This window comes from Pseudomonas sp. MF6747 (assembly GCF_963890955.1).
Taxonomy (GTDB): Bacteria; Pseudomonadota; Gammaproteobacteria; order Pseudomonadales; family Pseudomonadaceae; genus Aquipseudomonas.
On the sequence record NZ_CAWPSZ010000004.1, the window covers coordinates 1 to 24,344 of the forward strand.

The window sequence follows — 24,344 nt, forward strand, 5'->3', positions numbered from 1 at the left end:
CGACATCAGCAAAGTCGACGCGCCGCTGGACGGCATCCTCGTGGTCAACCAGGCCGACGGCAAACTGCTGGTGGTGTCCAAAGACATCACTCCCGAGGCCTTCGCCGCCTACACCACCAAAGGCCAGCCCCGACACCACAACCTCCCCCCGCGCCGGCGAACCCAAAGCCCCCGAGCGTATCTTCAATGCCCTGCTCAACCAGGCCAAAACCCTGGCAGCCGCCGGGCCGGGCGATAAAACCTTCAAACCCAAGGTACTCGCCGCACACACCGACACCCCCCTGAAACCCGCCAGCCAGATCAAACCTGACGACTACAAGGAAGTCACCGCCCTGCCCGCCAAGCTCGATATCGACACGCTCAAGGTCGTGTCCGAAGACAAAGACACCGGGGTGATCTATTTCGAACAAGACGGCAACAGATTCAAGATCACCCGCGAAGCCGCCGAACAAGTCCAGGAAGGCTTCGACACCCTCAAGGGCCTGCACTTCGGCCACGCGATAGCCCCCGTCAACCAGGGCGGGCCAGACGCAGGCACCCCACTGTATGACCTGCTGCACACCCTCGCCGACACCCAAGACACCCCCGCCGGCAAAGCAATCCGTGAAGCCCTGAGCAACCCCGACCAGCAACTGCTGCGTGAAGACGACCCCGGCGTGCGCCTGGCCGCTATCAAATCGGTGGGCCAAGCCAAAGACGGCGTGGTCAAGGTCGCCCTGGAAAACGGCCAGACCCTGGTGATTTCCGAGACACTCACCCCTCAAGCCTTCGCCAGCTACAACAGCGCAGGCGTGACCAAAGAGGCCCTCGCCGACGGCAAGGCCAAGGGGTATGAAGAAGTCACCAGCCTGCCCGGCGACCTGGATTTCAGCCAGCTCAACGTGGTATCCGAAGACCCGAAATCCGCGGTGATCCTGTTCGAACATCAAGGCAAAAAATACATGATCAGCCAGTCCGAGGCCGCCCTGCCGCAGCCCGGCGCCGACCTCAACAACCCCAACCCCAACGCCGGCAGCTCGTTCTATCAGTTCCTGCATGCGGTGCACGCCAGTGAAGGTTCCCAGGCCTTCGACTACATCAAGAATGCCCAGTCCCTGCCCGGCCAGGCACTGCTGCGCAAAGATGAGGCCAGCCTCACACTGGGCGACATCAGCAAAGTCGACGCGCCGCTGGACGGCATCCTCGTGGTCAACCAGGCCGACGGCAAACTGCTGGTGGTGTCCAAAGACATCACTCCCGAGGCCTTCGCCGCCTACACCACCAAAGGCCAGACCCTGGCCGGTATCGAGAAGGCCAAGGGCGACGGCTACAGCCTGGCCGGGCCGGACGATTACCTGGCCTCTACCGAAGACATCATGAGCGTCGGCGGCGTCGGTGATTACGGCCCCGGCCTGATCGCCTTCACCCAGCACAAGCCCGGCGGCAGCGAAGAGAAAATCGTCGTCAGCGAAGACAGCAACCCGCAGATGTTCGAGCAGATTTCCAGCTACCGCACCGATATCGCCCAGCAAACCACCGACGTCGACGCCTTGCGCGCCAGTAACGGCCTGCCGCCGCTCAAGGACGTCTCCGTCGACAGCCTCACCACCACCGAAAAAGACGAAAGCGGCAACCCGCTGTCGGTGCAGGACCTGTCGATGAAAACCCTGGTGGACAGCTACCGTGCCGGGGTCAAGGACGGCAGCATCGGCAAGGACGACCCGCGCGCCAAGTTCCTGCGCGCCGTGGAAGCCAAGAGCATGGCAGACAACGGCATGTCGATCATTCCCGAACATGGCTTCGGCAACCAGGGCATTGCCACCACGCCTATCGACGTGACCTCGCGGGATGTACGCGACAACATCTTCGACACGCAGTCGATCGACAAGACCATCAGCGAACTGCTCGGCGACTCGACCATCCAGGCCGACATCAAGGCCAATCACGACGCAGCATTGGGCAAAGTCGACGGCGGCCAGGCCAAGGTCGATGAGGTTCACCAGAAGTTGCTCGACAGCACCTCCTCGGAAAACTTCACCCAGTACATCAAAGCCCTGCAGGACGGCGGCAAGACCGAACTGGCCACCCAGGAAATCCAGACCGCCTACACCGCGCTGGCCGACATGGACCCGGCCAAGGCCGACAATTTCCTGCAAAACCTGCAGATCGACGGCTACACCGACGCCGTTGAAAAGCTGATGGACGACCCGAGCAAAATCAGCGACGACAACACCGCCCTGGCCACCACGGACAACACCCTGGCGATCTTGTCGATGCTCAAGGGCGGCGCCGACGGCCTGCCGCGCCAGGCGCTGGGGGTGTATTCCAAGTTTGTCGACCAACTGCTCAAGGACAAAGGCGCCGCCGCCGACTTCGGCAAGGCCATGATTTCGTTGGGCGACACCTGGCAGAAAAACGGCGTGATCAGCTTCAGCGATATCGACCACGCGGTAAGCAAAGAGATCATGCCCGGCCTCAGCGACGAGAACCGCAGCGCCTTTGTGAAGAACCTGAGCTTCCTCAAGGACAACGGCGTACTGGGTTCGGTCGGCGGCGCCATCGGCATGGGCCGTATCGTCTACCAACTGGCGGGCCAGGGCGGCAAGCTGGCCGACACACCGATGAAACGCCTGGGAATCGCCAACGATTTTCTCGGCTTTCTCGGCACCGGCTCCCACTTCGCCACGCTTGGCCTCAAGGTGTACGACAAGCTGCGTGGCACCAACGCCTACAAACTGATGGGCTTTGACCGCTCCCTGCCCGACCTGTGGGCCAAGCCCGGTGAGGGTTACCATGCGCTGCCCAAAGACGCCGAGGCGGTGCAGAAGAAGTACTTCGAGATCGTCGACCAGGCCATGGACGACGGCAAGGACGTGGGCAAGGCGCTCAACAGCGGCGGCTGGAGCGACGAAGGCGCGAAGAAGGTTCAGGAAGGCATAGAAAAAGGCATCGCCAGCCGTGGCGGCGTGGCCGGTGCCGGCTTTGGCGCCAAGTTCGCCAGCAGCGCGATCAAGGTCATCGGCATGGCCACCGACGTCGCGGGTGGTGTGATCAGTGTGGTCCAGGCTGCGTTCACCCTGCGTGACGGCGTGCGCGAAAAAGACCCGGTCAAAATCGCCTCCGGTTCCTTGTCGATGGCCGGCGGTGTCAGCAGCCTGGTGGCCGCAGGCGGGGGGGTGTTGACGACCCTTGGCGTCACCGGGCGGATCATTCCGTTTCTCGGGCCGGTGGGTTTCCTGATCTCTGGCGCTCTGTCGTTTGTCGGCGCGATCCTCAGCACCATCCAGTCGCACAAGCTGCACAAGATCTCGATGCAGAACTGGGACCAGATCCAGGACTTCAAGCAGGACGGATTACTCAAGCCCAACGGCGATGAAGCCTATGTGTGGCTGCAGACTTACCTGTCCGACTGGGGCCAGCGCGACGCGCCGCAGGACCAGAGCATTTTTGACTTTCGCAAGGAAGAATGGGATGCGCGTTCAAGCATTCGGGGCGGCGATCACCGGCGTGACCACCCGGACTACATCGGCGATGGCAACAACCGTAATTCGGAGGACTACAAGTATTCACTGAAGCCGTCGGAATGGACCAACGACAACCACGACATTATCTGGCGCGTGGGCGACGGGTATGGCGGTGAGTATCACGATGTAGACAAGCCCTGAGGCGTGTCGGATAAGGCCCCCATCGGATGGGGGCCCGTTCGCGGGGTGCATTCAGTTGGTGTCGAAACCCAGCTGGCGGTACAACGTTTTCATGTCGTAATAATCGGTGCATTCGACAATCTTGTTGGCTTCAATCCTGATCACGCAGGTGCCGTCGACATTGATCTTGCGGTGAGTCGCCGGATAGCCGAACAGCTCGCCCTCATGGGTGCCCGTCATATGCCACTGGATCGTCCCGCCGCGCTCGCCAAGGCTGATCAAGTCGCGGATAACCTCGAAATCGGGCAATGCCTTTCTGATCAGGTCGAAAAAGTCGCCCAGCGCCGGGCGCCCTCGCATGATTTGCCCTGCGGCCTTGTCTTCATAGACGGTCGCCTCGGAAAAGATCGCGAGAAACCGGTCTTTGTCGGCGGTAGACCAACTGTCGGCCCACTCTTGGATCAATGCACGGTGTTGATCTGTCATGGTGAATCTCCTGGGAAATTTGGAACAATGCAGCGCCACCCGATTGGTTGACGCCTGCGTCCATCGCCCGTGACAGATACACCTTCAGCTCCTGCTGAGCAGATACTCCCTCCGTACCAAAGCGCCAGACAAGCGTAGTACGCGCGGCGATTAAATCAACCGTGCCGCGACCAGCCAGTCCGCTACTGCCTGGAACGAAGCATCCGGCACCGGATCACCGGGCACGGTCTTGCGCGCGATGTCAGCGGCCAGGCCCTTGTCCGGCGCATGCGGAATCCCCAGGTCATAAGCCTCCTGCAACATCAGCAGCGCCTCCTCCGGTGACGCCCGGCACACGATCACCGGCACTGGCGTCTCACCACGCACATAGCGCACGCCAATCACCCAGCCATCGGTGGTGCCGATCATCATTGACGCCCTGCCCAACCCCAGCTTGGTCGCCAACGCCTGCATTTCATTGCGCTGGCGGCGCCGCTCGCTCTTGATCAGCGGGTCGCCGTCGATGTCCTTGCGTTCGCGCTTGGTTTCGCTGCGGGTCATTTTCATGTCGCGGCCGAACAGCCAGCGCTGCATGATCACGTCCACCGCACCGACCAGGATGAACGCGCACAACACGGTGAACACCAGCGGCTTGAGCACCAGGAAAAACGTCGACTCCATGCACTCCGCGCCACAGCGTGAAGACTCCATCAGCGCCTGCAACGCATGCTTGCCGATCACATAAAACGCGATCGCCAGCACATGCACCTTGATCAGCCCCTTGATGAACTCCACCAGGTTGCGCAGGGCAAAAATCTTCTTCAAGCCCTCAGCCGGGTTGATGCGCTTGAACTCGGGTTTGATCGGGTCCACCGAGAACACAAAGCCGCGCATGGTGATGATATTGGTCAGGATCACCACGCCGGTGGTCACCGCCATCACCGGCAAGGTAATGCTGATGACCAGTTGCTCGGCATGGTCGAGCACCCGCGGCCACACCGTGGCGAACGGCTCAATGTAGATGTGCGCGGTGAGGTCGATCAGCGCCGTGACCTGGGCCTTGGCGCGCGGCGCCAGGATCGAGATGCACAGCGTGCAAAACAGGATGACCATGCCCGACACCAGGTCCTGGCTCTTGGCGACCTGGCCTTTCTGGCGTGCGTCCCTGAGCTTCTTGTCCGTGGCCGGCTGGGATTTTTCTTCGCTGGTATCGGCCATGGGCTACTCCATGCCGGCCAGGGTTTTGAGCAACTCGACAGTGCCGCGAAATTCCGCCAATTGATCGAGCATCAACGGAATCAAAAAGCCGATGTAGATCACCATCAGGATCGAGAAAAACAGGTTTTTCACCGGCAGCGACAAGTCGAACATATGCAGGTTCGGCGCCATCCGCGACAGGTAGGCAAGCATCAGGTCGGTGATCAGCAATGAGATCAGCAAGGGCGAAACCATCAGCACGCCGACGCGCATGATCTGGTCGAGAATCGACAGCACCGCCAGCAACGCCGAGCTGGCAAACACCGGCGTGAATGAAGTCACCGGCCATAACTGGTAGCTGTGGTAATAGCCGTCGACCATCAGGATAAAGCCGCCGGACATGAAGAACAGCGTGATCAACATCACCGTAAGCAAGGTCGCCATCACGCTGGATTCACCGGATGACAACGGGTCCACCAGCTGCGCCATGGTCGAGCCACGTTGCAGGTCGATCAACTCCCCCGCCACTTCCGCGGCCCAGAATGGAATACCGAACAACAGGCCGATGAGGATGCCGATCAGGAACTCCTTGATCAGCAGCCCGGCGATAAACACGCTGCCGTGCTCGGGCATTCGGGTCAGCGCGTCGAACACCGGAAAGAACATCGGGATCGAAATGGCCACCGCCACACAGCCGCGAATCATGCCGGTAAGGCCCAGGCGGTTGAACGCCGGGGTGATCACCACCACCCCCATGGCGCGGCAGGCGGCAAGCGAGGCGGCGCTGATCACCGGGTAGGCGACCTCCAGAAACTGCGCGGTAAGGCTGGCATCCATGGGCAGTCAGCGCGTCCACAGCGGGAAGTTATCCAGCACCTGGCTGCCCAGCTCCGCAACTTGGCCTGCGAGTACCGGGCCAAGAAACACGATGGTCAACAGCACCGCCACCAGCTTCACCACCTGCGGCAAGGTCTGGTCCTGAATCTGCGTCAGCGCCTGGAACAGCCCCACGCTCAAGCCCACGATAATCGCCACGCCCAACGCCGGCGCGGAGAGCATAAGCACGGTCATCAGTGCCTGTTTCATCAATGACAGGAAAACGTCCTGGCCCATGGGTCGTGCCTCAGCCGTAACTCAGAATCAAACCGTGCATCAAGCGCGACCAGCCACTCAGTGACACGAATAAAAAGATCTTCAGCGGGATCGAAATCAGGTTCGGCGAGACCATCGACATGCCCATCGCCATCAACACGTTGGACACCAGCAGGTCCACCACCAGGAACGGGATGTAGAGCAGAAAGCCGATCTCGAAGGCGCGGGTCAGCTCCGAGCTGACAAACGCCGGAATCAGCACCACGAGGTCATCGTCACGCAGGTCGGCGCGGGCTTCCGGCGACCAGATGGTCTCGGTGGCCTGCACAAAAAAACCGCGCTCGGACTCATTCGCAAAACGCTTCAAATGCGCCTGCAGCGGCGGGCGCAGCGCATCGCCCAGGTCCTTGAGTTGCTCGACATGCTCGATATTGAGGTCGCGTCCCTCGACCTGGCGGTACATGTCGCCAATCAATGGGGTGGTCACGTACACCGACAGAATCAGCGCGATGCCGTACAGCACCAGGTTAGGCGGTGTCTGCTGCACGCCAAGGGCGTTGCGGATCAGGAACAGCACCACCGAAATCTTCATGAACCCGGTGAGCGTGACCACTGCCAACGGGATCAGCCCGATCGTCGCAACGACCAGGATGATCTCGATCAGGTTCGGCTGATAACCGGTCATGGGGTGGCAAAACTCAGCAGGCGCACGCCCAGGCCGTCGCCGATTTTTACCAGTTGGCCCTGGCCGACGCGACGCCCGTTGACCATCAGGTCAACGCTGTCCACGCCGGGCGTGTTGAGCTGCAACAGGCTACCCGCACCCAGTTCCCGCAATTGCGCCAGGGTCAGTTCCAGGCTGCCGACCTGGCACACCAGTTTGAGCGGCAAGTCATCCAGGGCCGCGGCGGCATCAACATCAGTCATCGTGTTCTCCATGTGCAAAAGGGGGGCTTGTAGTTCTTCCTGCAACTGCAATGCTTCACCCTGGTATTGGCAGCGGGCCTGCAAGCGCCCGTCCAGGTCGAGCAACAGGCCCGAGCCCTGCTCCAGCATCAGCACATCGCCGGGCCGCAGGCTGCGCAATTCGCCCAGGGTCAGCCACTGCCGCCCGGCCACCACCGCCAGGGTCTGGCGCAGGGCGGGCAGCGGGTCGGGTTCGATCTGGCCGTATTGCGCCAGCAGCTGCGCCACCAGCACGGCAGCGCCTTCGCTCAGGTCCAGTTGCGCGCTCATGGCCGGCTGGTTGCCAAAGGTCAATTCGAGCGCCAGGTGCACGGCATAGGCGCGCTGATCGTCAGTGGCCTCGACTAACTGCACCGGGTGGCCGAGCACGGGTTCCAGGGTCTCGATCAGGTCGAGCACCGCCAGTTCCAGCAGCAACGAGCGTGGCAACGATGGCAGCAATTGCGCATCGAACTGCAACGCCAGCGGCACCAGTACTTGCTCCAGCGCGGCCGACGACAGGCGCAGGCGCACCGGGGCGCGACCGAGCAACAAAAACACATCGCGCGAATTGCCCAGGCCTTGCGCTTGGGCGGCCCAACTCACGCGCAACGCTTGCCCGGCGCAACGGCCCTGCCAGGCGCGACGGCGACGGTGCAGCTGGTTATGCAGCGCCAACAGCGCCGGGTCGTACTGCGTCAGCCAGGGTGCCAACGGGTCGGCAAGGGCGGTGATCATGTGCCGGTGCCTTCTTCGCGCAATTCACCGACACGGCGCTCATCACTTTCACGCCCTTCCAGCAGGCTTTGCCAGGCTTCGGACTGGCGTTGACGGCTCAGGCGTTCCTGGCGAAACAGGTCACGCTCGCGCTCCTGGCTTTGCAGGGTGGTGGACACGTGGTGCACGTCGTTCTCGAGCACCTGCTGGTCATCCGACAGGCCGCGCAAACGTTCCTGAGCCGCCTGCCAGCTGGCCACCGACAGCCCCTCGGTCAGGGATGCATAAACCTGGCGGGCTTCCTCGGCAATCGCTTCACGGTGCAGGCGCAGTTGCTCCCTGGCGTCGTTCAACACGTCGTGGGTCTGCGCGCAGCGTTGCTGTTGGGCGGCCAGTTGGTTGGCGGCGCGTTGTTCACGCAGCACCCGTAGGGTTTGCAGGGTGCGCAGTTGGTCGGTTTTCATTGGGGTTGCTCCTTTCTGATGCCAGCACAGCAATCTGTAAATCCATGAAAATCAAAGGTGGGAGCTGGCTTGCCTGCGATGGCGGTGGGTCAGCTTGCCCTTGTGTTGCTGATATACCGCTATCGCAGGCAAGCCAGCTCCCACAGGGTTTTGCATGGGCCTGAAGTTCACTGTTGTTCATTGACCTCATGCCAACACCTGGCGCATGCGGATCAGGGTCTGGTCCAGGCTGCTCGGCTCGCCGGCGTTCTGGCGCAGGAACGCTTCAATGGCCGCATGGCGGTTGATGGCTTCGTCGGCCAGCGGGTCGCTGCCGGCGGAGTACTCGCCGACGCGGATCAGCATTTCGATTTCGCCGTAGCGCGCCATCAGCTCACGTATGCGCATGGCCAGGCGTTTGTGTTCTTCACCGGCGACCTGCTCCATCAACCGGCTGCGGCTGCGTAACACGTCAACTGCCGGGAAGTAGTTGCGCTGGGCCAATTCCGCGCTGAGGGCGATATGCCCGTCGAGGATTGAACGGGCTTCTTCGGCCACCGGGTCACTGGCCGCATCCCCTTCCGTCAACACGGTGTACAGCGCGGTGATGCTGCCGGTGGGGCCAGGGCCGGCGCGTTCGAGCAGGCGCGGTAAGGCCGAGAAAAACGACGGCGGATAACCGCGACGGGTTGGCGGTTCGCCCACGGCCAGGCCGATTTCGCGTTGGGCGCGGGCAAAACGCGTCAGGCTGTCCATCAGCAGCAATACATTGCGGCCCTGGTCGCGGTGGTACTCGGCCAGCGTGGTGGCGACAAACGCCGCACGCACGCGCTCGGCCGCCGGGCGATCCGAAGTCGCAACCACTGCCACGGTACGTGCGCGCGCCTGGGCGTCGAGTTGCACGTCGAGCAGTTCGCGCACTTCCCTGCCCCGCTCGCCGATCAGGCCGATCACAATCACATCGGCTTCGCTGTTGCGGACAATGCTGGCGAGCAACGACGACTTGCCCACGCCCGGCTCACCAAAAATGCCCATGCGTTGGCCCTGGGCCAGGGTCAGCAGGCCGTCGATGGAGCGAATGCCCAGCGCCATCGAACGCACGATCAGTTGCCGCGAAAACGGTGCGGGCGGCTCGGCATGCAGTGGGTAACGCTGCAAGGCCAGGGTCGGCGGGACGCCATCGCCGTCGAGAAAATCGCCCATGGGGCTGATCACCCGGCCCAGTTGCGCATCGCCCACGGCGACGCCCAGGGTTTCGCCGGTCGCCGTGATTTGCGTGCGCGTCGACAGGCCTTCCATGGAGCCGATCGGCGACAGAATCGCCTCGTCGCCATCAAAGCCGATCACCTCGGCGCTCAAGCTGCGGCCGCTGCCGGGGTCGCGCAGTTGACACAGTTCACCGATGCTCGCACCGGCCACACTGGCGCGCAGCAGGACACCGCGAATGCTCAACACCGTGCCGTGCATCGGCCGTGGACGGGCTTGCGCCAACCGTTCAGTCAGGCGCGGCAGCAGCTGTTGCAGGTTCATGCCACACCTTCTTCGGCAAAGGGCAGCAAGCTGCGGCGCAGGGTTTGCAACTGCGCCTCCAGGCCCAGTTCGACGGACCCGGCTGGGCTGTTGAGGCGCGCCTGACCGGCGCTCAACTGCTCATCGGCGTCCACGGCAATGGCCAGGCCTTCGTGCTTGAGGCGTTGGCGCAAGGCCTCGACTTCGGTCGGCGGCACCCACAGGGTCAGTGCCTGGTCCTGGCGAAATGCACTCAGGGCCTGGCGGGTGCAACGCACCACCCGGTCGGCGCTGTCCAGCTCACCCAACACCTCGCGCACGATGCCCAGGGCCAGGTCGGCCAACGACGCTTCCAGGCTGCTCAAGTAGTGCTGCACCTGGGATTGGGTTTGCACCAGCAACTGCGCGACTTGCTCGGCGCCTGCCTGGCGCGCGCTTTCAAAGCCCTCGGCGCGGGCGGCGTGCAGCCACTGGTCGCTGTCGGCCTTGATCTGTTCGGCCTGGTCCTTGGCGGCTTGCAGAAAAGCAAATCCATCGGTCCACAGCGCTGCTTCTTCGGCACGCAGGATGCGCGCGGTCGGCCGGCTCGGTAATTCACTCATGGGCGTTGTCCTCGGCCGCAAGGCTCGCCGCAGCGGCCTGGACGATTTCCAGGTCGCGGGGCAAGCGTGCGCTGTGGCCCTGGGGGAAGGCGAAACGCAGGCGCAGCCAGCCCTGCAAGTCGGCGTGCTGAGCCTGCAGCCAGGCGGCAACACAGCCTTGGCCGTCGCGGTCGATGGCCTCGATCAGCTCCGATGGCTCGCGCAGCAGGTCCGCGGCGCCGCCAAGTTGGCGCTGCGCTAGCGCCTGGCTGAATACCTCGGCACCGAGTCCTTCGCGCAATTCGTTGACCACCTCACGGCGGATCTCGCGGCTCAGGGTCGAGGCATGCCAGATGGCACCGCACAACCGTGGCAGGCGTGAAAACTGCGCAGGTGACAACAGCAACACCGCCAGGTCGGCAGCGGACGGCGTCACCAGGTGCGCAATCGGCGCCAACTGATAATGGTTGACCAGCAACTGCTCCAGGCGCTGACGAAAACGCGCCTGGCCTTGCATGGCCTGCAGCACTTCATCGGGCAACTCATCGGCGAAACAGGCGCCCAGGCTCGGCCCGCGCACAAACTGCAGCGGCTCGGCGATCAGCCCCTGCCAGCGTTCAACCAGGCTCATTCACCCTCCTTGAGCACATACATCGCCTGGGACTGACGCCGCGCCCAGTGTTGGCGAGCCAATACCCCAAGCGCGCCGAGGGCAATCAGCAGCAAGCCGCCAAACATCACGCGTGCCTGCGCCAGGTTGTCTTCCAGCAACCACAGCCCCATGAAGCGCGCCAACCGCGGTTGCGCCGGGTTCTGGCTGATGGCGACGGCGGCCTTGATCGCCGTCACCGAGACGCCGTCGTAGCTCAGGCCGGAAATGCCGTTGGCGACCAGGGTCTTGATCTGCGGGATCAGCGTATTGATGTCGGTGCCCGGGTCGTAACGTACCAGCACCGAGGCCGACGACGGTGAAATCACGCGCTTGAGCAGGTCGTTGTCGGGCAGCACCACGTGCACGCGGGCGGCGACGATGCCGTCGATCTGCGACACCGAGTGCGACAGTTCTTCGCTCAGCGCATAGATCATCTGCGCGCGCTCCTGCACCGGCGACGACACCAGGCCATTGCCCTTGAACACCTCGCCCATGTTGGAAAAACTCTGTTGCGGCAGGCCGGCGTTGTCGAGCAGCGTCATGGCTTCGGCAAAGCGCTCCTCGTCCACCACCACTTTGAGCTGGCCGTTGTCCTGGGTCTTGCGCTCCGCCGGGATGCCACCGCGCAGCAGCACCGCGACCATGGCGTTGGCATCGCGCTCGCTGAGGTTGGTATAGAGGTCGGTGTTGCACGCCTGCAAGAGGCTGGCGAGCAGGCCGATCAGCAGCAGGCGCAGCGCGCGGTTTGGGCTTGGCATAGCGTTATTGCCCCTTGAGCAACGTGTTGGCGGACCCGGAAATCTGCGTCGCACCGCGCACCACCATCTGGGTTTCGATGGAGTAATCGAACATCTTGCCCAGGGAGTGCACGATCTGGTCGACCTGCTGCTCGCCGACTTTTTTGCCCGGCTCGCCCTGCGGCGAAGCACTCGCCGTGCGGATTTCCACCGAGGCCGGCGGCGGCGCCGACGGGTTATTGGTGAGCACGTCGGCGCGTTCGGAAAACGCGCGCGTACGGTCGATGAAACTGTTCATGCGCTCCATCAGGCCCGAGCCGATCTGGTGCGGGCTGGCGCCTTCGGGCATGCCCTTGGCGGTATTGGCCATGTGCTCGAACAGGTTCTGCGAGGCCCCGGCGGGCCCCGCACCGGCGGACGGCGGCAAGGCCGTGGCGCCGGCGGCGAGACTGATAGTCATAGGGGCTCCCTACTCTTCGTCGTCATCGGACATGGCGTCGTTCAGCAGTTCCTGCATCTTCGGCATGATGATGAACTGACCGCCGATGGTGACGGCCTGGGTGATCAACGCATCGTTGAATTCGGCGTCGCTGGTCTCCGACGGTTTGTCGGCGGCCTTGGCGTTATCCACCGCGGCGTTGAACTTGGCTTCAGGGCTGGCGCCACCGGGGGCGAGGTTGCTGTCTACGGCCGTTACGGACATGGTGCTGCTCCTTTACTGGGTTGGGGTTTCGGTACTGACTTGTGCGCCACGGAACACTCGCACCCCGCGCTCGCGCGCCACCGGGGCGGCCACGACCGTGGGTTGCAGGTGGTCGACATGCTGTTGCACCAGCGCCAGGTACGGCGGCGGGCCGGAAACAAACACTTCATCGCCCTCGGGACCGTTGCGCATGGAGAGTTGCTGGCCGAACACGTCGAGGGTGTTCAGGTAGGCCTGCAACTGGTCCAGGTTCAGGGCGCTGGCCTTGAACAGCTTGGTGCTGATTTCATCGCTGGCATTGAGGTACAACAGGTTGCCGTCGAAGTACCAGGTCAGGCCGTTGGTGCTGCACAAGGTCTGCAGGAACTCACCGGCGGTGGCTGCGCGGATGGTGCTGCGCGCCTTGCCGCGTACCTTGTCGGAAAGCACCAGCGGCACGTCGAGGTTGTGGCCGAATTCTTCCAACGCGCTGCGAACGTCCTGATCGACCAGCACGTAGGCGTAGGGCTGCGAGAACCACGCGGGCTCCTCGGCCGCGTTGGCAAAACCCGCACCGAACAGGCATAGGAGCGCCATCAAAAATATGCTTACATGGCCTGCGCCTTCGCCCGACGAGTTGTGACGATGACCCACAAATTTCTGCTCGCCAGCACTTTGCTGCTGGCTGCCTGCTCCAGCAAACCTGCGACCGATACCGACAAATCCCTGCAACTGGCCAACGACCTGAGCAAGCGCGGCGACTACAGCAGCGCGGCTGCGTTGTACGAGCGCGCCACCCAGCAACCGGGTGCCGGCATTGAGCTGTGGCTCAAGCTCGGCCAGGCCCGGCTCGACGCCAAGGACGCGCTGGGCGCCGAACGCGCCTTCCAGCAGGCGCTGGGGTTTGATGCCCACAACGCCGACGCCCTGCTCGGCCTTGGCACTGCGCAGTTGCAATTGGGCAAGACCCAACGCGCCGTGACGGCGTTGGGGCAGGCTGCCCAGATCAATCACCTGCCGGTGGCCTACACCCGCCTGGGCATCGCCCAAGTGCTGAATGGCCAGGCCAGTGCCGCACAAACCGCCTTCGCCAAAAGCCTGAGCCTGCAGCCCGATGACCTCGACAGCCGCTGCAACCTGGCCCTGGCTTATGCGCTTGGCGGGCAGCCGCAACAGGCGCTGGATACCATTGCGCCCGTCACCCAATCGCCGCGCGCATTGCCGAGGCATCAGCGCAATGAGTTGTTGGTGATGGTGTTGGCCGGTTACGAGCAGCGGGTTGCAAGCCTGCCCCTCGACGACATCCCCGCCGCGGAACGCGCGCGATTGGTGATGGAGGCCAAGCGAATTAAGGCGATCAGTGATCCGGTGGTGCAGGCCAAAGAGTTGGGGTTGGTGGACCCGCGTTGAGACACGACCGGGCCGCTGTTGATCTGCTTTGGATTGTGATCTCAGGCGCACCGTTAAACCACGCTGGCCGAACGTAGGTTTTGGCGCGTGGGGCCAAGCATGGCCCAGTGCGGCGGCACAGGCTCCAAAGCCTGCGTGAGGGCACGCCGAGCCTGGGCGAGGTGCCGAGTGGTGGGCCGAGGACGTTTTGGTTACTTTCTGATCCTTCAAACAGTCACCCGCTGTAAGAGCGGAACCATAAGTGGCCGTTACCGCAGCCATGGCTATGTACTCCGACCCAAGACCTATGCCGCCTGTCAGATAGCTTTCGCGAGCAAGCCCGCTCCCACATTTGGATTGCAGGGTGTCAGGGAGGTTTGGGTGGGTCGGACGGGCGGCATCGCAGGCAAGCCAGCTTTCACGTGGGATAGGTGTGCACCTGGTCATTGTTGGCCTCCGGTGGCGCCGGCTTTGGCTTCTTGCTGATCTTTGCGCCGCTGCAGCTGCTCGCGGTCGAAGCCTTCGATGTAGACCTGGGCGGCGCGGCCGACCGGGGCGGCCATGGCCGGGCCGGTGGTGCGGCCTTGGGTCAGGTCCTGCCTGCGCTCGACCATCTGCATCAAATTCAAATTGTTCGCGCAGCCCAACGGCAGCGTCGGTTTGAAATCTTCGTCCAGCCCGATTGCGTCCTTGGCCGCCGGTTGCTGGCACTGGCTCGGCAAGCCATCAGCGCGAAACTCCGGCGCGTAATACACCGGCGCCAAGTGGGTCTGGCAACCCATCAGCGCCAGGGGCAAGAGCATCAACACACGCAAAGCAGTCATCGCAGGCCCCCTCATCAATTCATGTAAAAACCGAACGCGCCGCCGCTGCGCGGTCCGCTGGCTGCGGCCGTCGCCGGTTGTGCGTCCAGCGGCGTGGCGAGCGTACGACTGCGCACCGGCTCCACCAGGTATGGAGTAATCAGGATCACCAGTTCGGTTTCATTGCGCTGGAAACGCTTGGAGCGAAACAGGTTGCCCAGGATCGGCAAGTCGCCAAGCAGCGGCAGCTTCTCGATGTCCTGGCTGCTTTCACGTTGAAACAGGCCGGCAATCGCAAAGGTCTGCCCGCTGCCGACTTCCACCCGCGTGTCGGCGCGGCGCACGCTGAAGGACGGCACATGGAAGTTGCCAAAATCCACGGTGCCGCCACTGACCACGCTGCTGACTTCCGGACGTACTTGCAGGGCGATGCGGCCGTTGGGCAACAGCGTCGGGTTGAACAGCAGTGACACGCCGAACGACTTGTATTCGATGCCCACCAGGTCACGGTTGACCGGCACCGGGATCGCCACTTCGCCACCGGCGAGGAAGCTGGCGGTCTGGCCGGTCATGGCGGTGATATTCGGCTCGGCCAATATCTGCAAAATGCCGTTGGCCTGCAGCGCGTCGAGCATGCCGTCGATGTTCACATTGCCCGAGCCGGTGCCTGCCGTTGCCAGGCCACCGGCCGTTGCGGCTGCCAGACCGCCGCCGGTGATCAGGCCGAAGGAGAAGGTGCCGTTGCTGAACATCGCGTTCCAGTTCACGCCGTAGTGCAGCAATTCGGAGCGCGACACTTCGGCAAACCGTACGCGCAAGTTCACCTGGGCCGCGCCTGCGTATTCGGTGGTGTTGATTGCGCTCTGGAAGCCCTGGCCCTGAGGGTTGAGCAGCGCGTTAAGGTCCGTCGCTTCGGCCACCGAACCGACGGTGCCCTTGGCGATCAGGCGGTTGCCGGCCCCGCTGATTTGCGCGCCATTGCCAGGGTGCAATGCCTGCATCGGCGTGGTCACCGCGGCGGTACCGCTGCTGACCGACAAGGTCAGGCTGGCCAGTTGTTTGCCGTCATTGCCAAGGGCAATCAGGCTGGTATTGCCTGGCGCCTTGCCGAAAATATAAATCGTGCCCGGCGACACCACTTGCAGGTCGGCCACATTCGGCTCGGCGACCAGTACCGAATCCACCGGCGCCACAAAATGCAGAATGCGCCCTTCTCCGGACGCCAGGTTGATCGAACCCGAGGCCCCGTTGGCAATGTCCTGAGCCTGACTTGCAGCGGTGACCAGAGCCAGCAACAACATACAAAAACGCATCATGAGGCAGACGCCAGGGAGGTGACGGAAGCCGCGGCAGGCGCGCGGCGGTTGGAAATATCGGTGAGGCTGATGGTCACCAGCGCTTGCAGGTTGTACTCGGTGGCCAGCTCGCGGAACGACAGCACCGCCAGCTCCAGTTCACCGCGCAACACCAGACGGCGCAGGCTGCGCCGCAGCTCCGGGTGCACCAGCAATACCGCGCTGTTGACCTCGCGGGTGTTTTCACAGGCCTGGCGCAGTTGCGCGAGCAAGGCGCGGCTGACGTCTTCGGGGATCAATTCGCGCTGCGGCTCCTGACGACGCAGGGACGCGCGCAGTTGGTCTTCCAGGCCCGGCGCCAGCACCAGTGCACCGATGACGCGGTTACGGTCGGCGTACTGATGGCTGATCTGCCGCGCCAACGCCGCACGCAAATGTTCGGCCAGCCGCCCGGCATCGGTCTCGCGGGCGCCCCACTCCACCATGGCTTCGAGCAAGGCGCGCTGATTGCGGATCGACACGCCTTCGCCGACCAACAGGCGCAAGGTCTCGGCAACACGCTGCAAGGGGACCAGGCGCAAGGCTTCCTTGACCAGTTCGCCGTACGTGGCTTCGGTGCGTTCGAGCAGCAGCCGGGTTTCCTGGATGCCGAGGAAATCGGCGGCATAGCGGCGCAGGCTGCGTTCCAGCACGCCGCGCAAGACTTCGTCGGGCAGCAGGAAACCGATGCCGGCGTTGCGCAGGGTCTCTTCGTGCTGGCGCTCGATCCAGTGGGCATTGCGGCCGTTGAGCGGTGAGTCGGCTTGCACAGTGGCGATGTCCAGCAGTTGCACGTGCACCGGGTCGTCCTGCACAAGCAGGCAATTGATCGGCAGTTCGCCTTCGCTCACCGGCACGCCTTCCAGCGACACGCGGAAACTGCCCGGTGCGGCCTTGGCCTCCATGTAGATGCCCGGCACCGGCACATCCACGCCCAGGTCAGTACGGATGTCATGACACAGCGCTTCGACACGCTGGCGCAGCAACTGGCGCGGCGCGCTCTGGGACAGTCCGCTGCCAAGGGTGAGCAGCACGCGAGTATCGGGCAGCAGGTTGTCATCCAGTTCGGCCTGTGCCTCGACCACCGGCTCCGGGGGTTCGGCCAAGGCTTCCAGCTCGCCCTGGGGCTGGCGGGTGTGCCGGCGATACATCACGAACGCTGCGCCGCCAAAGGCTGCGGACAAGCCGAGGAATACCCAGGTCGGAAAACCGGGCAACAGGCTGACGCCGATCATGATCAATGCCGTCAGGCCCAGTGCCCGGTAGCTGGCGCCCAGCTGCTTGATGATCTCGCTGCCCAGGTCGCCGGCTTCACCGTCGCTGTTGACCCGCGTGACCACCGTGCCCGCCGCCACCGAAATCAGCAGCGCCGGGATCTGTGCGATCAGGCCGTCACCCACGGTCAGCAGCGAGTAGGTGTGCACCGCCACACCGAACGGCATGTCGCGCTCGATCATGCCGATCAGCATGCCGCCGAGCAGGTTCACCGCCAGAATCACCAGGCCGGCGATGGCGTCGCCTTTGACGAATTTCATCGCGCCGTCCATCGCGCCGAACATCTGGCTTTCGCGCTCCAGGCGCGAACGCCGGCGGCGCGCTTCGGCCTGGTCGATGTCGCCATTGCGCAGGTCGTTGTCGATGCTCATCTGCTTGCCGGGCATCGCGTCCAGGGTGAAGCGCGCGGCCACTTCGGCCACGCGTTCGGCGCCTTTGGTGATCACCACGAACTGCGCCACGGTGATGATCAAAAACACCACCATGCCGACCACGACTTGGCCGGCGATCACAAAATCACCGAAGGCCTTGACGATATGGCCGGCGTCGCCGTGCAGCAGGATCAAGCGGGTGGTGGTGATCGACAAGGACAAGCGAAACAGGGTGCTGAGCAGAATCAGCGGCGGCAGCGCGGAGAATTCCACGGAATGGCCGATGTAGAACGCGACGATCAGGATCAGGATGCTCAGGGCAATGTTGAGGCCGATCAGCATGTCCACCAGGTAGGTGGGCAGCGGGATGATCATCATCACAATCGCCATCAGCATGAATGCGACGATGATCACGTCGGTGCGCTGCGCCGCCATGCGCGCCAGGTTGTTCAGGCGGTTGAGGGCACTCATGCGCCGGCCCTGCGCGCAGCCAGGTAGCGTTTGAAGCACTGGCGCGCTTCGTCCTTGCGCTCGCCGTACCACAGCGCGCGGGCGCGCAGCAGCAACAGGCTGGCGGACTCGCCTTCCAGTGCCACCAACCGGTCGAGGGCACCCAGGGCGCGGGTGGCGTCGCCGCTGTCGGTGAACGCGAGCACCAGCGAGCGCAGCAACACGCCGTCTTCGGGCGCGACACTGACGGCAATCAGCAACATCACCAGCGCGCGCTGGGACTGGCCGTTGCGCCGGTACAGCTCGCCAATGCCCTTGAGCAATTGCACGGCGTCGTCGTTATCGCGGGCCATCAGGCATGTACCTCCGAGCGTTGCTGTTCGAGGGTGCGGCGCATCTCGATCTCTTCGCTGATCAGGTCATGGGCCAGTTCCTTGATGTCCGTCTCGGCATCGAGGGACGGCAGGATGTGTTCCATCACGTGTTCCAGCAGCTCCAGGGAGCGGGCGCTGCCGAACAGCAGGGAGTCAACGCCCGCGGCGCTGGTGAGTTCTTCGAGGTCACTGCGCAGCGAGCGGCGGGTTTGGGTCTTGCGGGTTTTGAGCACCGCTTCGAACGCAGTGGCCTGGCGTGAGTTGACCGGGCGAACGGCTTCGACGGGGGCGCTGCGTACGTCGCTGGGGATGAGCGGGCGGGGTTCGACTTTCATGCGTGGGCCTGCGAGCAGCGTTTATGGCTGGATAGGTACTCCGACCCAGGACCTCCAGCGCCTGACAGATAGCTTTCGCGAGCAAGCCCGCTCCCACAGTTGGGCGTGGGGGTGTCAGGTTGAACTGGGTTGGCCGGGAGAACGCCATCGCGAGCAAGCCCGCTCCCACAGTTGGGCGTGGGGGTGTCAGGTTGAATTGGGTTGGCCGGGAGAACGCCATCGCGGGCAAGCCCGCTCCCACATTTGAATGGCGTGGCGGCGGGTTGAATTGGGTTGGCGGGGGGGACGCCATCGCAGGCAAGCCAGGTCCCACGGGTGGGTTGGGTGCGTTCCATGGGGCGACTCATAAGGTGAAGGTGAAGCGCTCTTCGCCGCGGGCGAGGATCACTTGGTTGTTCTCGATGCGCTCCAGCACCCAGTTGTCCGCCAGGGGCGCGCCGGGGTACAGGCGCTTGCCGCTGTCGTTGATCACGTAGGGATTGGTGCCGAACCACACGGCCTGGAAGCGCACACGCGGGCGTGCGGCGTCGGCGCGTACGCTGACGCGAGGGTTGAGGACGATCTGTTGGCCGTAACGTTCATCGAAGGCTTGTTGCAGGGCCAGCCACTGAGGTTTTTGCGACTGTTCGAAGCTGCCGACGGCACTGAGCTGGCCGTTGGCGTCAGTGACCTTTATGGCATCCAGATGGGCAGCCTGGAGTTGCTGCTCCAGCCAGGTTTTGGCGTGTTCACGCGACGGTTTTTGCAGCGCAGGCACCTGCGCCGCGACCGCGGTTTGGGTGAGCGGCGTGTCGTTGCGCACTGCCAGCGCACCCGCACACAAAAACAGCAGGACGATCGCGACAATCCAGGGCGTGAATGTGCGTGTGGCGTCCGAAGGTTTTTCTGCCCCCTCAGGCGAGGCCAGGCTTACTCCCGCCGTGCCGATACGCAGCTGCAAAGGCAGTCGCGCACGATGGCCGCTGCCTTGGGGAATACGCACATTGTTGCCAAGCACAACATCGCCGCCCAACGCTTCGACTGCCACCTGGCCACCCTCAAACCGCAGGCGCAGGTGCAGGCCAGCGATGCCGGGATCGCTGAGTACCAGGTCGGCCGCGAGGTCCGCGCCGAGGGTGTAGACAGGCTGGTCGAGCACCAGGGAACTGCCCTGATGCAAACCGCTGGTCACAGTCAGGGTCGGTGCGCCAATACCAGCGACCGGACCCAAGGAAATCAAGGCTGTCATGTTCGGGTTTGCCCCCTTGAGCATGTGCAACGGGGTCAACAATCAGAAGGTGAAAACACTCAGCAGGTAAACGGGCAGCGCCGGCGCCGCCCGTTTTGGCGAATCAGTTCTGCGGACGCTGTTTGGTGGCGTCGAGCTCCGCTTTTTTCGCGGTGCTGATTTCAGTGATCTTGGCCGACTTCTCGATAGCCATGTTGAAGGTCGCTTCCATCTTCGCGATAGCGTCGTCGGCGCCGCCGGCTTTTACTGGTGGGACATCAGCCATGTTCATCTCCTTGCATCGATAGGGAAGTTATTCAGTTGCGCAACAGCACACTGAAAGTATGCAAACCGGTGAATGCCCAAAACGTCAGACAGTGAGCCTTCGAACCGTCGTTGGTTTGCATGGCCCCCATACTACTCACGATCAAAACGCCTTCGCTGTGAAAGCTTGTGAAACGTTTCGCTGACAGGGTGTGAAAGGTTTGGCTCAACCTGGCAGTGAGAAAAACTCATGCATCTGGGGCCGTTGAACTTTTTTCAAAAAATACACACACGCAAAAGGCCCAGTGTTTGCGGGCCTTTCGCGGCATCATCTGGACAGTTTTCGAACTTACAGCCCGTGGTTGAGTGTTCGATCCGGGACGTTATCAGCGCTATTTTCGCGACGACTTCACATTTTTCGCTAATAGCCTTTTGCCCAACTTTGCAGATATTTCCATTTGTAACAAAAGCGACTTGATCATCACGTTTGATAGCTCGGCGCGAGTGGCCTTAATGCCCGCGAGCAACTAATTGCCTGCGCCGAATTAGTACAGTTGCACTAATAGCCGAAATCGTTAGTGCGCAGGTCCTGATATATGAAAGAACTTCCAGGTGATCATTTATGCCAGCGATCCCAAGTAGTCGTGACCCTGTTGACACTCCGGGCACAGACGGCTCGCAGAAAAAATTCGAAACCGCGTTGTTCACGGCCGTCAACCAGCCGACATTCGATCCGTCGAAGATCCGCGGCCCTTCGATCCCCCTGCCCTATCAGAATGTGCAGGCGCCGGTGAACAACAGCATCACCTATACGCCACTGGGCAGTGACAAGCCGGTAACCCTCAAGCAAATCGACAACCCCCGGCTCTACGAGAAACTGGTCGACCAATACAATGCACAACAGGCCGACGCCAGCGTCGAAAAAAACCTCGCCGACAGCAAGGCCGCCGGGTACACCGAAGCCGACGCCAGTACCGTGGCGCCGGGGCTGGGCAACTACAAGGCGATTGGCAGCACGACGGAATTGGGCCCGGGCCTGATCCGATACGAAACCACGTCCGGTGACAAGATCGTGGTCAGCCAGAAACAAACCCCGACGTTGTTTGCCCAGGTCAGCGGCGACTCGAGCAAAATGTTCGCCATCAACGCCAGCCAGGCCGAAGGCTATCGCTTGGCCGGCCCCAACGAAACCATGGACCCGGCTGCCAACATCGGCGCACCCGAGGAAGTCGGGCCGGGCCTGATTCGCTATAACACCGCTTCCGGCGACAAAGTCATTGTGTCCCAGGACATCACCCCCGCCCTGTACGACCAAGTGGCCAAGCTGTATGCCGGCACCACCGGCGCGGCCGGCGCCTCGGACACCTCGTGGATCGACACCTCGTCGTTCGGCGTCTCCGGCGCCGAGGACTGGGACACGATTACCGGTAACACCAGCGGTACGCCAACCAAGGAAGAACTCGACCTGAACCGCCCGCGCGCCGCTGCGCAATTGCTCTCGCAAAACTGGGATGCCTGGGGCCTGCATGGTGCGCCGATTGACTTCGCCAACCCGCCCACGAGCCTGCCGCCCGAAGCCCAGGCGGTGCTCAAATACGTGGCCAGCAGCCCGAACCTGATGGCCGCGCTGGACAGCGGCGGTCGCGGTAAAGCCGACAACGTGATCACCCATTCCGACGTCGACCACTTTATCGACAACGCCAACAAAGACCTTGGCGCGGCGTCGAAATCCTTCGCCAGTTTCATGGGCAGCAAGCCCGGCGAACTGGCCACCGCCAACGCCAAGTCCGCTGCCATCGTGATGGCCAACGAGAGCCTGGTCGCAAGTTCCGGTACCGCGATGCGCCCAGGCGATAACCAGCGCAGCAACGACGGCATGATTCGCCCCGACAACCTGGAGGCGCTGGGCAGTGATTCGGCCTTGAGCAACGAACTAACGGGTGCTGCGGCCATGTGGTCCAGGCCCGGAATGTTCCACGCACTGGAAACCGGTGGCGACAACCCGGCGACCGGCAAATCGGACAACATCGGTACGCGCGACAACATCGGCGCGTGGCTGGAAAAACAGGCGCCGAAAACCGACAGCGACACGCTGACCTTCCTCGACGGCGCCGCCACCCGCGATGCCGTGGCCGGTGTCGACACCTCCAAGCTGACCGCCGACATTCTGGCCAACCCGCAGAACTACAGCGGCGCACAAAAGGCTGCGGTGCTGGTGCAACTGACCGATGCGCAGACGCGCCTGCTGGTCAGCGACTACGTGCCCCATGCCGGTTTGATGGACAAGTACACCTCGCCGAACTGGGGCCTGAACCCCAACGAGGACAAGATCAAGGCGCAGTTGCAGAGCGGCATCGAGACCCTGTCGGCGGACCCGGATGTGCAAAGCTTTCTGCAGAACAACCGCGGCCCAGCACTCAGCGACATCGTCAGCAGCGACCCGACCATGAAGGTCGCCCTGCAGAACTACTTCGCCGATGGCATCGAGTCGGGCAAGAACCTCAACGACAACCTCAATGCCAAGGATCAGAACGGCAAGCAGATCGACATGGGCATGGGCCTGCAAAACGCCGCCAACGATGCAACCATCGCCAACCTGGCACTGGGCGGCAAGGGCCATGTCGACTTGAGCAAAGTCGCCGCCAACGCCGGGCAAAGTGACGCGATCCAGAGCTACTACAAGAACGAACTGGTCACCGGCAAAGCTTTCACCGACGCCGTGGCCGGTGGCATGGACCCGACCGTGGCGGCCAGCAGTTTTGCGGCCAGCGCCGCGTCGGCCCAGGCCTTCCTCGGGGACAAGGCCACAGCAGACGACGCCGCGACCTTGCAGGTTAATTTCAACGAAAACCTCAGCGATGCCCTGCTCGGCGGCGCGACCACCGACACCCTCAATGTGACGCTGGGCGATGGCAAAGGCAATTTTGACGAGGCCAAAGTCACCGCCGCGATCAACGATGCCCAGCAGAAAAACCCCGAGATGTTTGTTACCGCCGATGGCGGCAAGATCGACCCGGCACAAGTGGTGTCGATGCTGCGCTCGGTGTGGGACATCGGTCGCCAGGGCAACAAGATTGCCGACGCCTTGCCCAAGGCCATCGAAGGCATGAAGTTCGGGGATGTGAGCCCGGCGTTCAAGCAAGGCCTGCTGCACATCGGCAGCGCGGTGTTGATGAGCGGCGTGCTGATGGCGCGTTCGGCCAACGGCAGCAATACGCCGGTGGCGGACGCCAACCGCGTGTCGGCGGGGCTGCAATTCGCCGGCCTGTTGCTGGAAGGCGGCACCAAGTACGCCAAGGAAGCCGGTTACGGGGTGACCTGGGTCAACCGTCCGGACGGCGGCACCATCGGCGACTTCCCGGGCAAGGTGCCGGTGGGCAAAGGCCCGTTGTCAGCCGAACAGATCGCCAATATCGGCGCGGCGGGCAAGATCATCGGTTCGGCCGGTGGGATCATCGGCGGCGTGATCGGGATTATCGGCGGTGTCGATTCCCTGAAGAAAGGTGATTACCTCACCGGCAGTTTCTCGGTCGCCACCGGCGTACTCGGCACGGGCGCGGCCGTCGCCGGCCTGGTGGAAGCCGGCGCCGGCTTGTATGGCGCCACTGAGATCGGCGCAGTGGCCGGCACCATCAGCGGCATCCTCGGCGGGGCCACGGCGATCCTCGGCGGGATCGGCAGCGCGTTTCTGCCGTTCGCCCTGGCCGATGCCCACGGCAAGGCGCAAGACGCGTTCTACGGTCAACTGGCGCCGGTGCTGCAGCAATACGGTTTGACCGGCGGCCCGACCATGGACGGCGATTACCCCGCCGATCCGATCCCCGCCATCAACACCTGACCTCCCCCGACAGCCTGGCGCAAACGCAGCTGCGCCGGGCTGTTTCCCACGCCTAAAGGTT

At 63.1% G+C, this 24,344-nt stretch carries 25 protein-coding genes; 4 read left to right on the plus strand and 21 right to left on the minus strand.

Features of this window, described 5'->3' with window-relative positions; all coding sequences use genetic code 11:
- Window positions 1-238, plus strand: a 238-nt coding sequence (locus AACW30_RS05100; RefSeq protein ID WP_339385051.1) for a hypothetical protein, incomplete at its 5' end; no start/stop codon positions are given.
- Window positions 180-3,644 carry a hypothetical protein gene (locus tag AACW30_RS05105; protein WP_339385050.1) on the plus strand — a complete coding sequence of 1,155 codons (3,465 nt, stop codon included), beginning with the start codon at window positions 180-182 and terminating at the stop codon, window positions 3,642-3,644. The genes AACW30_RS05100 and AACW30_RS05105, both read left to right, overlap by 59 nt.
- A 51-nt stretch (window positions 3,645-3,695) precedes the next feature.
- On the opposite strand, the gene AACW30_RS05110 is transcribed toward AACW30_RS05105, so the two are convergent.
- The 14 genes from AACW30_RS05110 to AACW30_RS05175 form a co-directional block, all read right to left on the minus strand.
- The gene (locus AACW30_RS05110) at window positions 3,696-4,109 is read right to left on the minus strand and encodes an ester cyclase (RefSeq protein ID WP_119739925.1); all 414 of its coding nucleotides are present in this window, start codon (window positions 4,107-4,109) and stop codon (window positions 3,696-3,698) included.
- Between the two features lie 150 nt (window positions 4,110-4,259).
- On the minus strand, window positions 4,260-5,306 hold the full coding sequence (locus AACW30_RS05115) for an EscU/YscU/HrcU family type III secretion system export apparatus switch protein (RefSeq protein WP_119739923.1): 1,047 nt from the start codon (window positions 5,304-5,306) through the stop codon (window positions 4,260-4,262).
- A 3-nt stretch (window positions 5,307-5,309) separates the two neighbouring features.
- Window positions 5,310-6,122, minus strand: coding sequence for a type III secretion system export apparatus subunit SctT (gene sctT, locus AACW30_RS05120; protein WP_106578746.1), 813 nt, complete (start codon window positions 6,120-6,122; stop codon window positions 5,310-5,312).
- Window positions 6,123-6,128: 6 nt separating this feature from the next.
- Window positions 6,129-6,398 (minus strand): type III secretion system export apparatus subunit SctS, encoded by a 270-nt coding sequence (gene sctS / locus AACW30_RS05125; protein ID WP_003208314.1) that lies wholly within the window; start codon window positions 6,396-6,398, stop codon window positions 6,129-6,131.
- A gap of 10 nt (window positions 6,399-6,408) precedes the next feature.
- Entirely contained in the window at window positions 6,409-7,062 is a 654-nt protein-coding gene (sctR, locus tag AACW30_RS05130) for a type III secretion system export apparatus subunit SctR (protein ID WP_017137580.1), read from the minus strand.
- Complete coding sequence (gene sctQ, locus AACW30_RS05135; RefSeq protein WP_119739919.1) at window positions 7,059-8,060, minus strand: type III secretion system cytoplasmic ring protein SctQ; 1,002 nt, start codon at window positions 8,058-8,060, stop codon at window positions 7,059-7,061. Before sctQ ends, sctR begins: the two co-directional genes overlap by 4 nt.
- On the minus strand, window positions 8,057-8,503 hold the full coding sequence (locus AACW30_RS05140) for a hypothetical protein (RefSeq protein ID WP_119739917.1): 447 nt from the start codon (window positions 8,501-8,503) through the stop codon (window positions 8,057-8,059). Before AACW30_RS05140 ends, sctQ begins: the two co-directional genes overlap by 4 nt.
- 186 nt (window positions 8,504-8,689) lie before the next feature.
- The gene (locus AACW30_RS05145) at window positions 8,690-10,012 is read right to left on the minus strand and encodes a FliI/YscN family ATPase (protein WP_119739915.1); all 1,323 of its coding nucleotides are present in this window, start codon (window positions 10,010-10,012) and stop codon (window positions 8,690-8,692) included.
- Window positions 10,009-10,593 (minus strand): type III secretion system stator protein SctL, encoded by a 585-nt coding sequence (sctL, locus tag AACW30_RS05150; protein WP_179677160.1) that lies wholly within the window; start codon window positions 10,591-10,593, stop codon window positions 10,009-10,011. The genes AACW30_RS05145 and sctL overlap by 4 nt, the downstream gene beginning before the upstream one ends.
- The gene (locus AACW30_RS05155) at window positions 10,586-11,203 is read right to left on the minus strand and encodes a type III secretion protein (RefSeq protein ID WP_119739913.1); all 618 of its coding nucleotides are present in this window, start codon (window positions 11,201-11,203) and stop codon (window positions 10,586-10,588) included. Before AACW30_RS05155 ends, sctL begins: the two co-directional genes overlap by 8 nt.
- A complete protein-coding gene (gene sctJ / locus AACW30_RS05160; protein WP_106578752.1) occupies window positions 11,200-11,982 on the minus strand; it encodes a type III secretion system inner membrane ring lipoprotein SctJ in 783 nt (260 codons plus the stop codon). Before sctJ ends, AACW30_RS05155 begins: the two co-directional genes overlap by 4 nt.
- Window positions 11,983-11,986: 4 nt before the next feature.
- Window positions 11,987-12,421: a hypothetical protein gene (locus AACW30_RS05165; RefSeq protein ID WP_106578753.1), complete on the minus strand. Its 435-nt coding sequence runs from the start codon at window positions 12,419-12,421 to the stop codon at window positions 11,987-11,989.
- 9 nt (window positions 12,422-12,430) lie between these two features.
- Window positions 12,431-12,664 carry a hypothetical protein gene (locus tag AACW30_RS05170; RefSeq protein ID WP_119739909.1) on the minus strand — a complete coding sequence of 78 codons (234 nt, stop codon included), beginning with the start codon at window positions 12,662-12,664 and terminating at the stop codon, window positions 12,431-12,433.
- Between the two features lie 12 nt (window positions 12,665-12,676).
- Window positions 12,677-13,240 carry a type III secretion protein gene (locus tag AACW30_RS05175; protein ID WP_119739907.1) on the minus strand — a complete coding sequence of 188 codons (564 nt, stop codon included), beginning with the start codon at window positions 13,238-13,240 and terminating at the stop codon, window positions 12,677-12,679.
- Window positions 13,241-13,288: 48 nt separating this feature from the next.
- On the opposite strand from AACW30_RS05175, the gene AACW30_RS05180 reads away from it, so the two are divergent.
- Window positions 13,289-14,053 (plus strand): tetratricopeptide repeat protein, encoded by a 765-nt coding sequence (locus AACW30_RS05180; RefSeq protein ID WP_169367091.1) that lies wholly within the window; start codon window positions 13,289-13,291, stop codon window positions 14,051-14,053.
- Window positions 14,054-14,475: 422 nt separating this feature from the next.
- Here AACW30_RS05180 and AACW30_RS05185 read toward each other — a convergent pair whose 3' ends face one another.
- From AACW30_RS05185 to AACW30_RS05215, 7 genes are all read right to left on the minus strand, one after another.
- Window positions 14,476-14,856, minus strand: a complete 381-nt coding sequence (locus AACW30_RS05185) for a hypothetical protein (RefSeq protein WP_106578757.1) — start codon at window positions 14,854-14,856, stop codon at window positions 14,476-14,478.
- 14 nt (window positions 14,857-14,870) lie between these two features.
- The gene (locus AACW30_RS05190) at window positions 14,871-16,151 is read right to left on the minus strand and encodes a type II and III secretion system protein family protein (RefSeq protein ID WP_119739900.1); all 1,281 of its coding nucleotides are present in this window, start codon (window positions 16,149-16,151) and stop codon (window positions 14,871-14,873) included.
- Window positions 16,148-18,286 (minus strand): type III secretion system export apparatus subunit SctV, encoded by a 2,139-nt coding sequence (sctV, locus tag AACW30_RS05195; RefSeq protein ID WP_200624399.1) that lies wholly within the window; start codon window positions 18,284-18,286, stop codon window positions 16,148-16,150. The genes AACW30_RS05190 and sctV overlap by 4 nt, the downstream gene beginning before the upstream one ends.
- A complete protein-coding gene (locus AACW30_RS05200; RefSeq protein ID WP_106578760.1) occupies window positions 18,283-18,618 on the minus strand; it encodes a tetratricopeptide repeat protein in 336 nt (111 codons plus the stop codon). Before AACW30_RS05200 ends, sctV begins: the two co-directional genes overlap by 4 nt.
- A complete protein-coding gene (locus AACW30_RS05205) occupies window positions 18,618-18,974 on the minus strand; it encodes a hypothetical protein (RefSeq protein WP_119739895.1) in 357 nt (118 codons plus the stop codon). Before AACW30_RS05205 ends, AACW30_RS05200 begins: the two co-directional genes overlap by 1 nt.
- A gap of 343 nt (window positions 18,975-19,317) precedes the next feature.
- Window positions 19,318-20,202, minus strand: a complete 885-nt coding sequence (locus tag AACW30_RS05210; protein ID WP_200624400.1) for a SctD/MshK family protein — start codon at window positions 20,200-20,202, stop codon at window positions 19,318-19,320.
- A gap of 103 nt (window positions 20,203-20,305) precedes the next feature.
- Entirely contained in the window at window positions 20,306-20,467 is a 162-nt protein-coding gene (locus tag AACW30_RS05215; protein ID WP_016969018.1) for a hypothetical protein, read from the minus strand.
- Window positions 20,468-21,067: 600 nt separating this feature from the next.
- Between AACW30_RS05215 and AACW30_RS05220 the strand changes: the two genes are divergently transcribed.
- Window positions 21,068-24,283, plus strand: coding sequence for a type III effector HrpK domain-containing protein (locus AACW30_RS05220; protein ID WP_200624401.1), 3,216 nt, complete (start codon window positions 21,068-21,070; stop codon window positions 24,281-24,283).
- Window positions 24,284-24,344 lie beyond the last annotated feature (61 nt).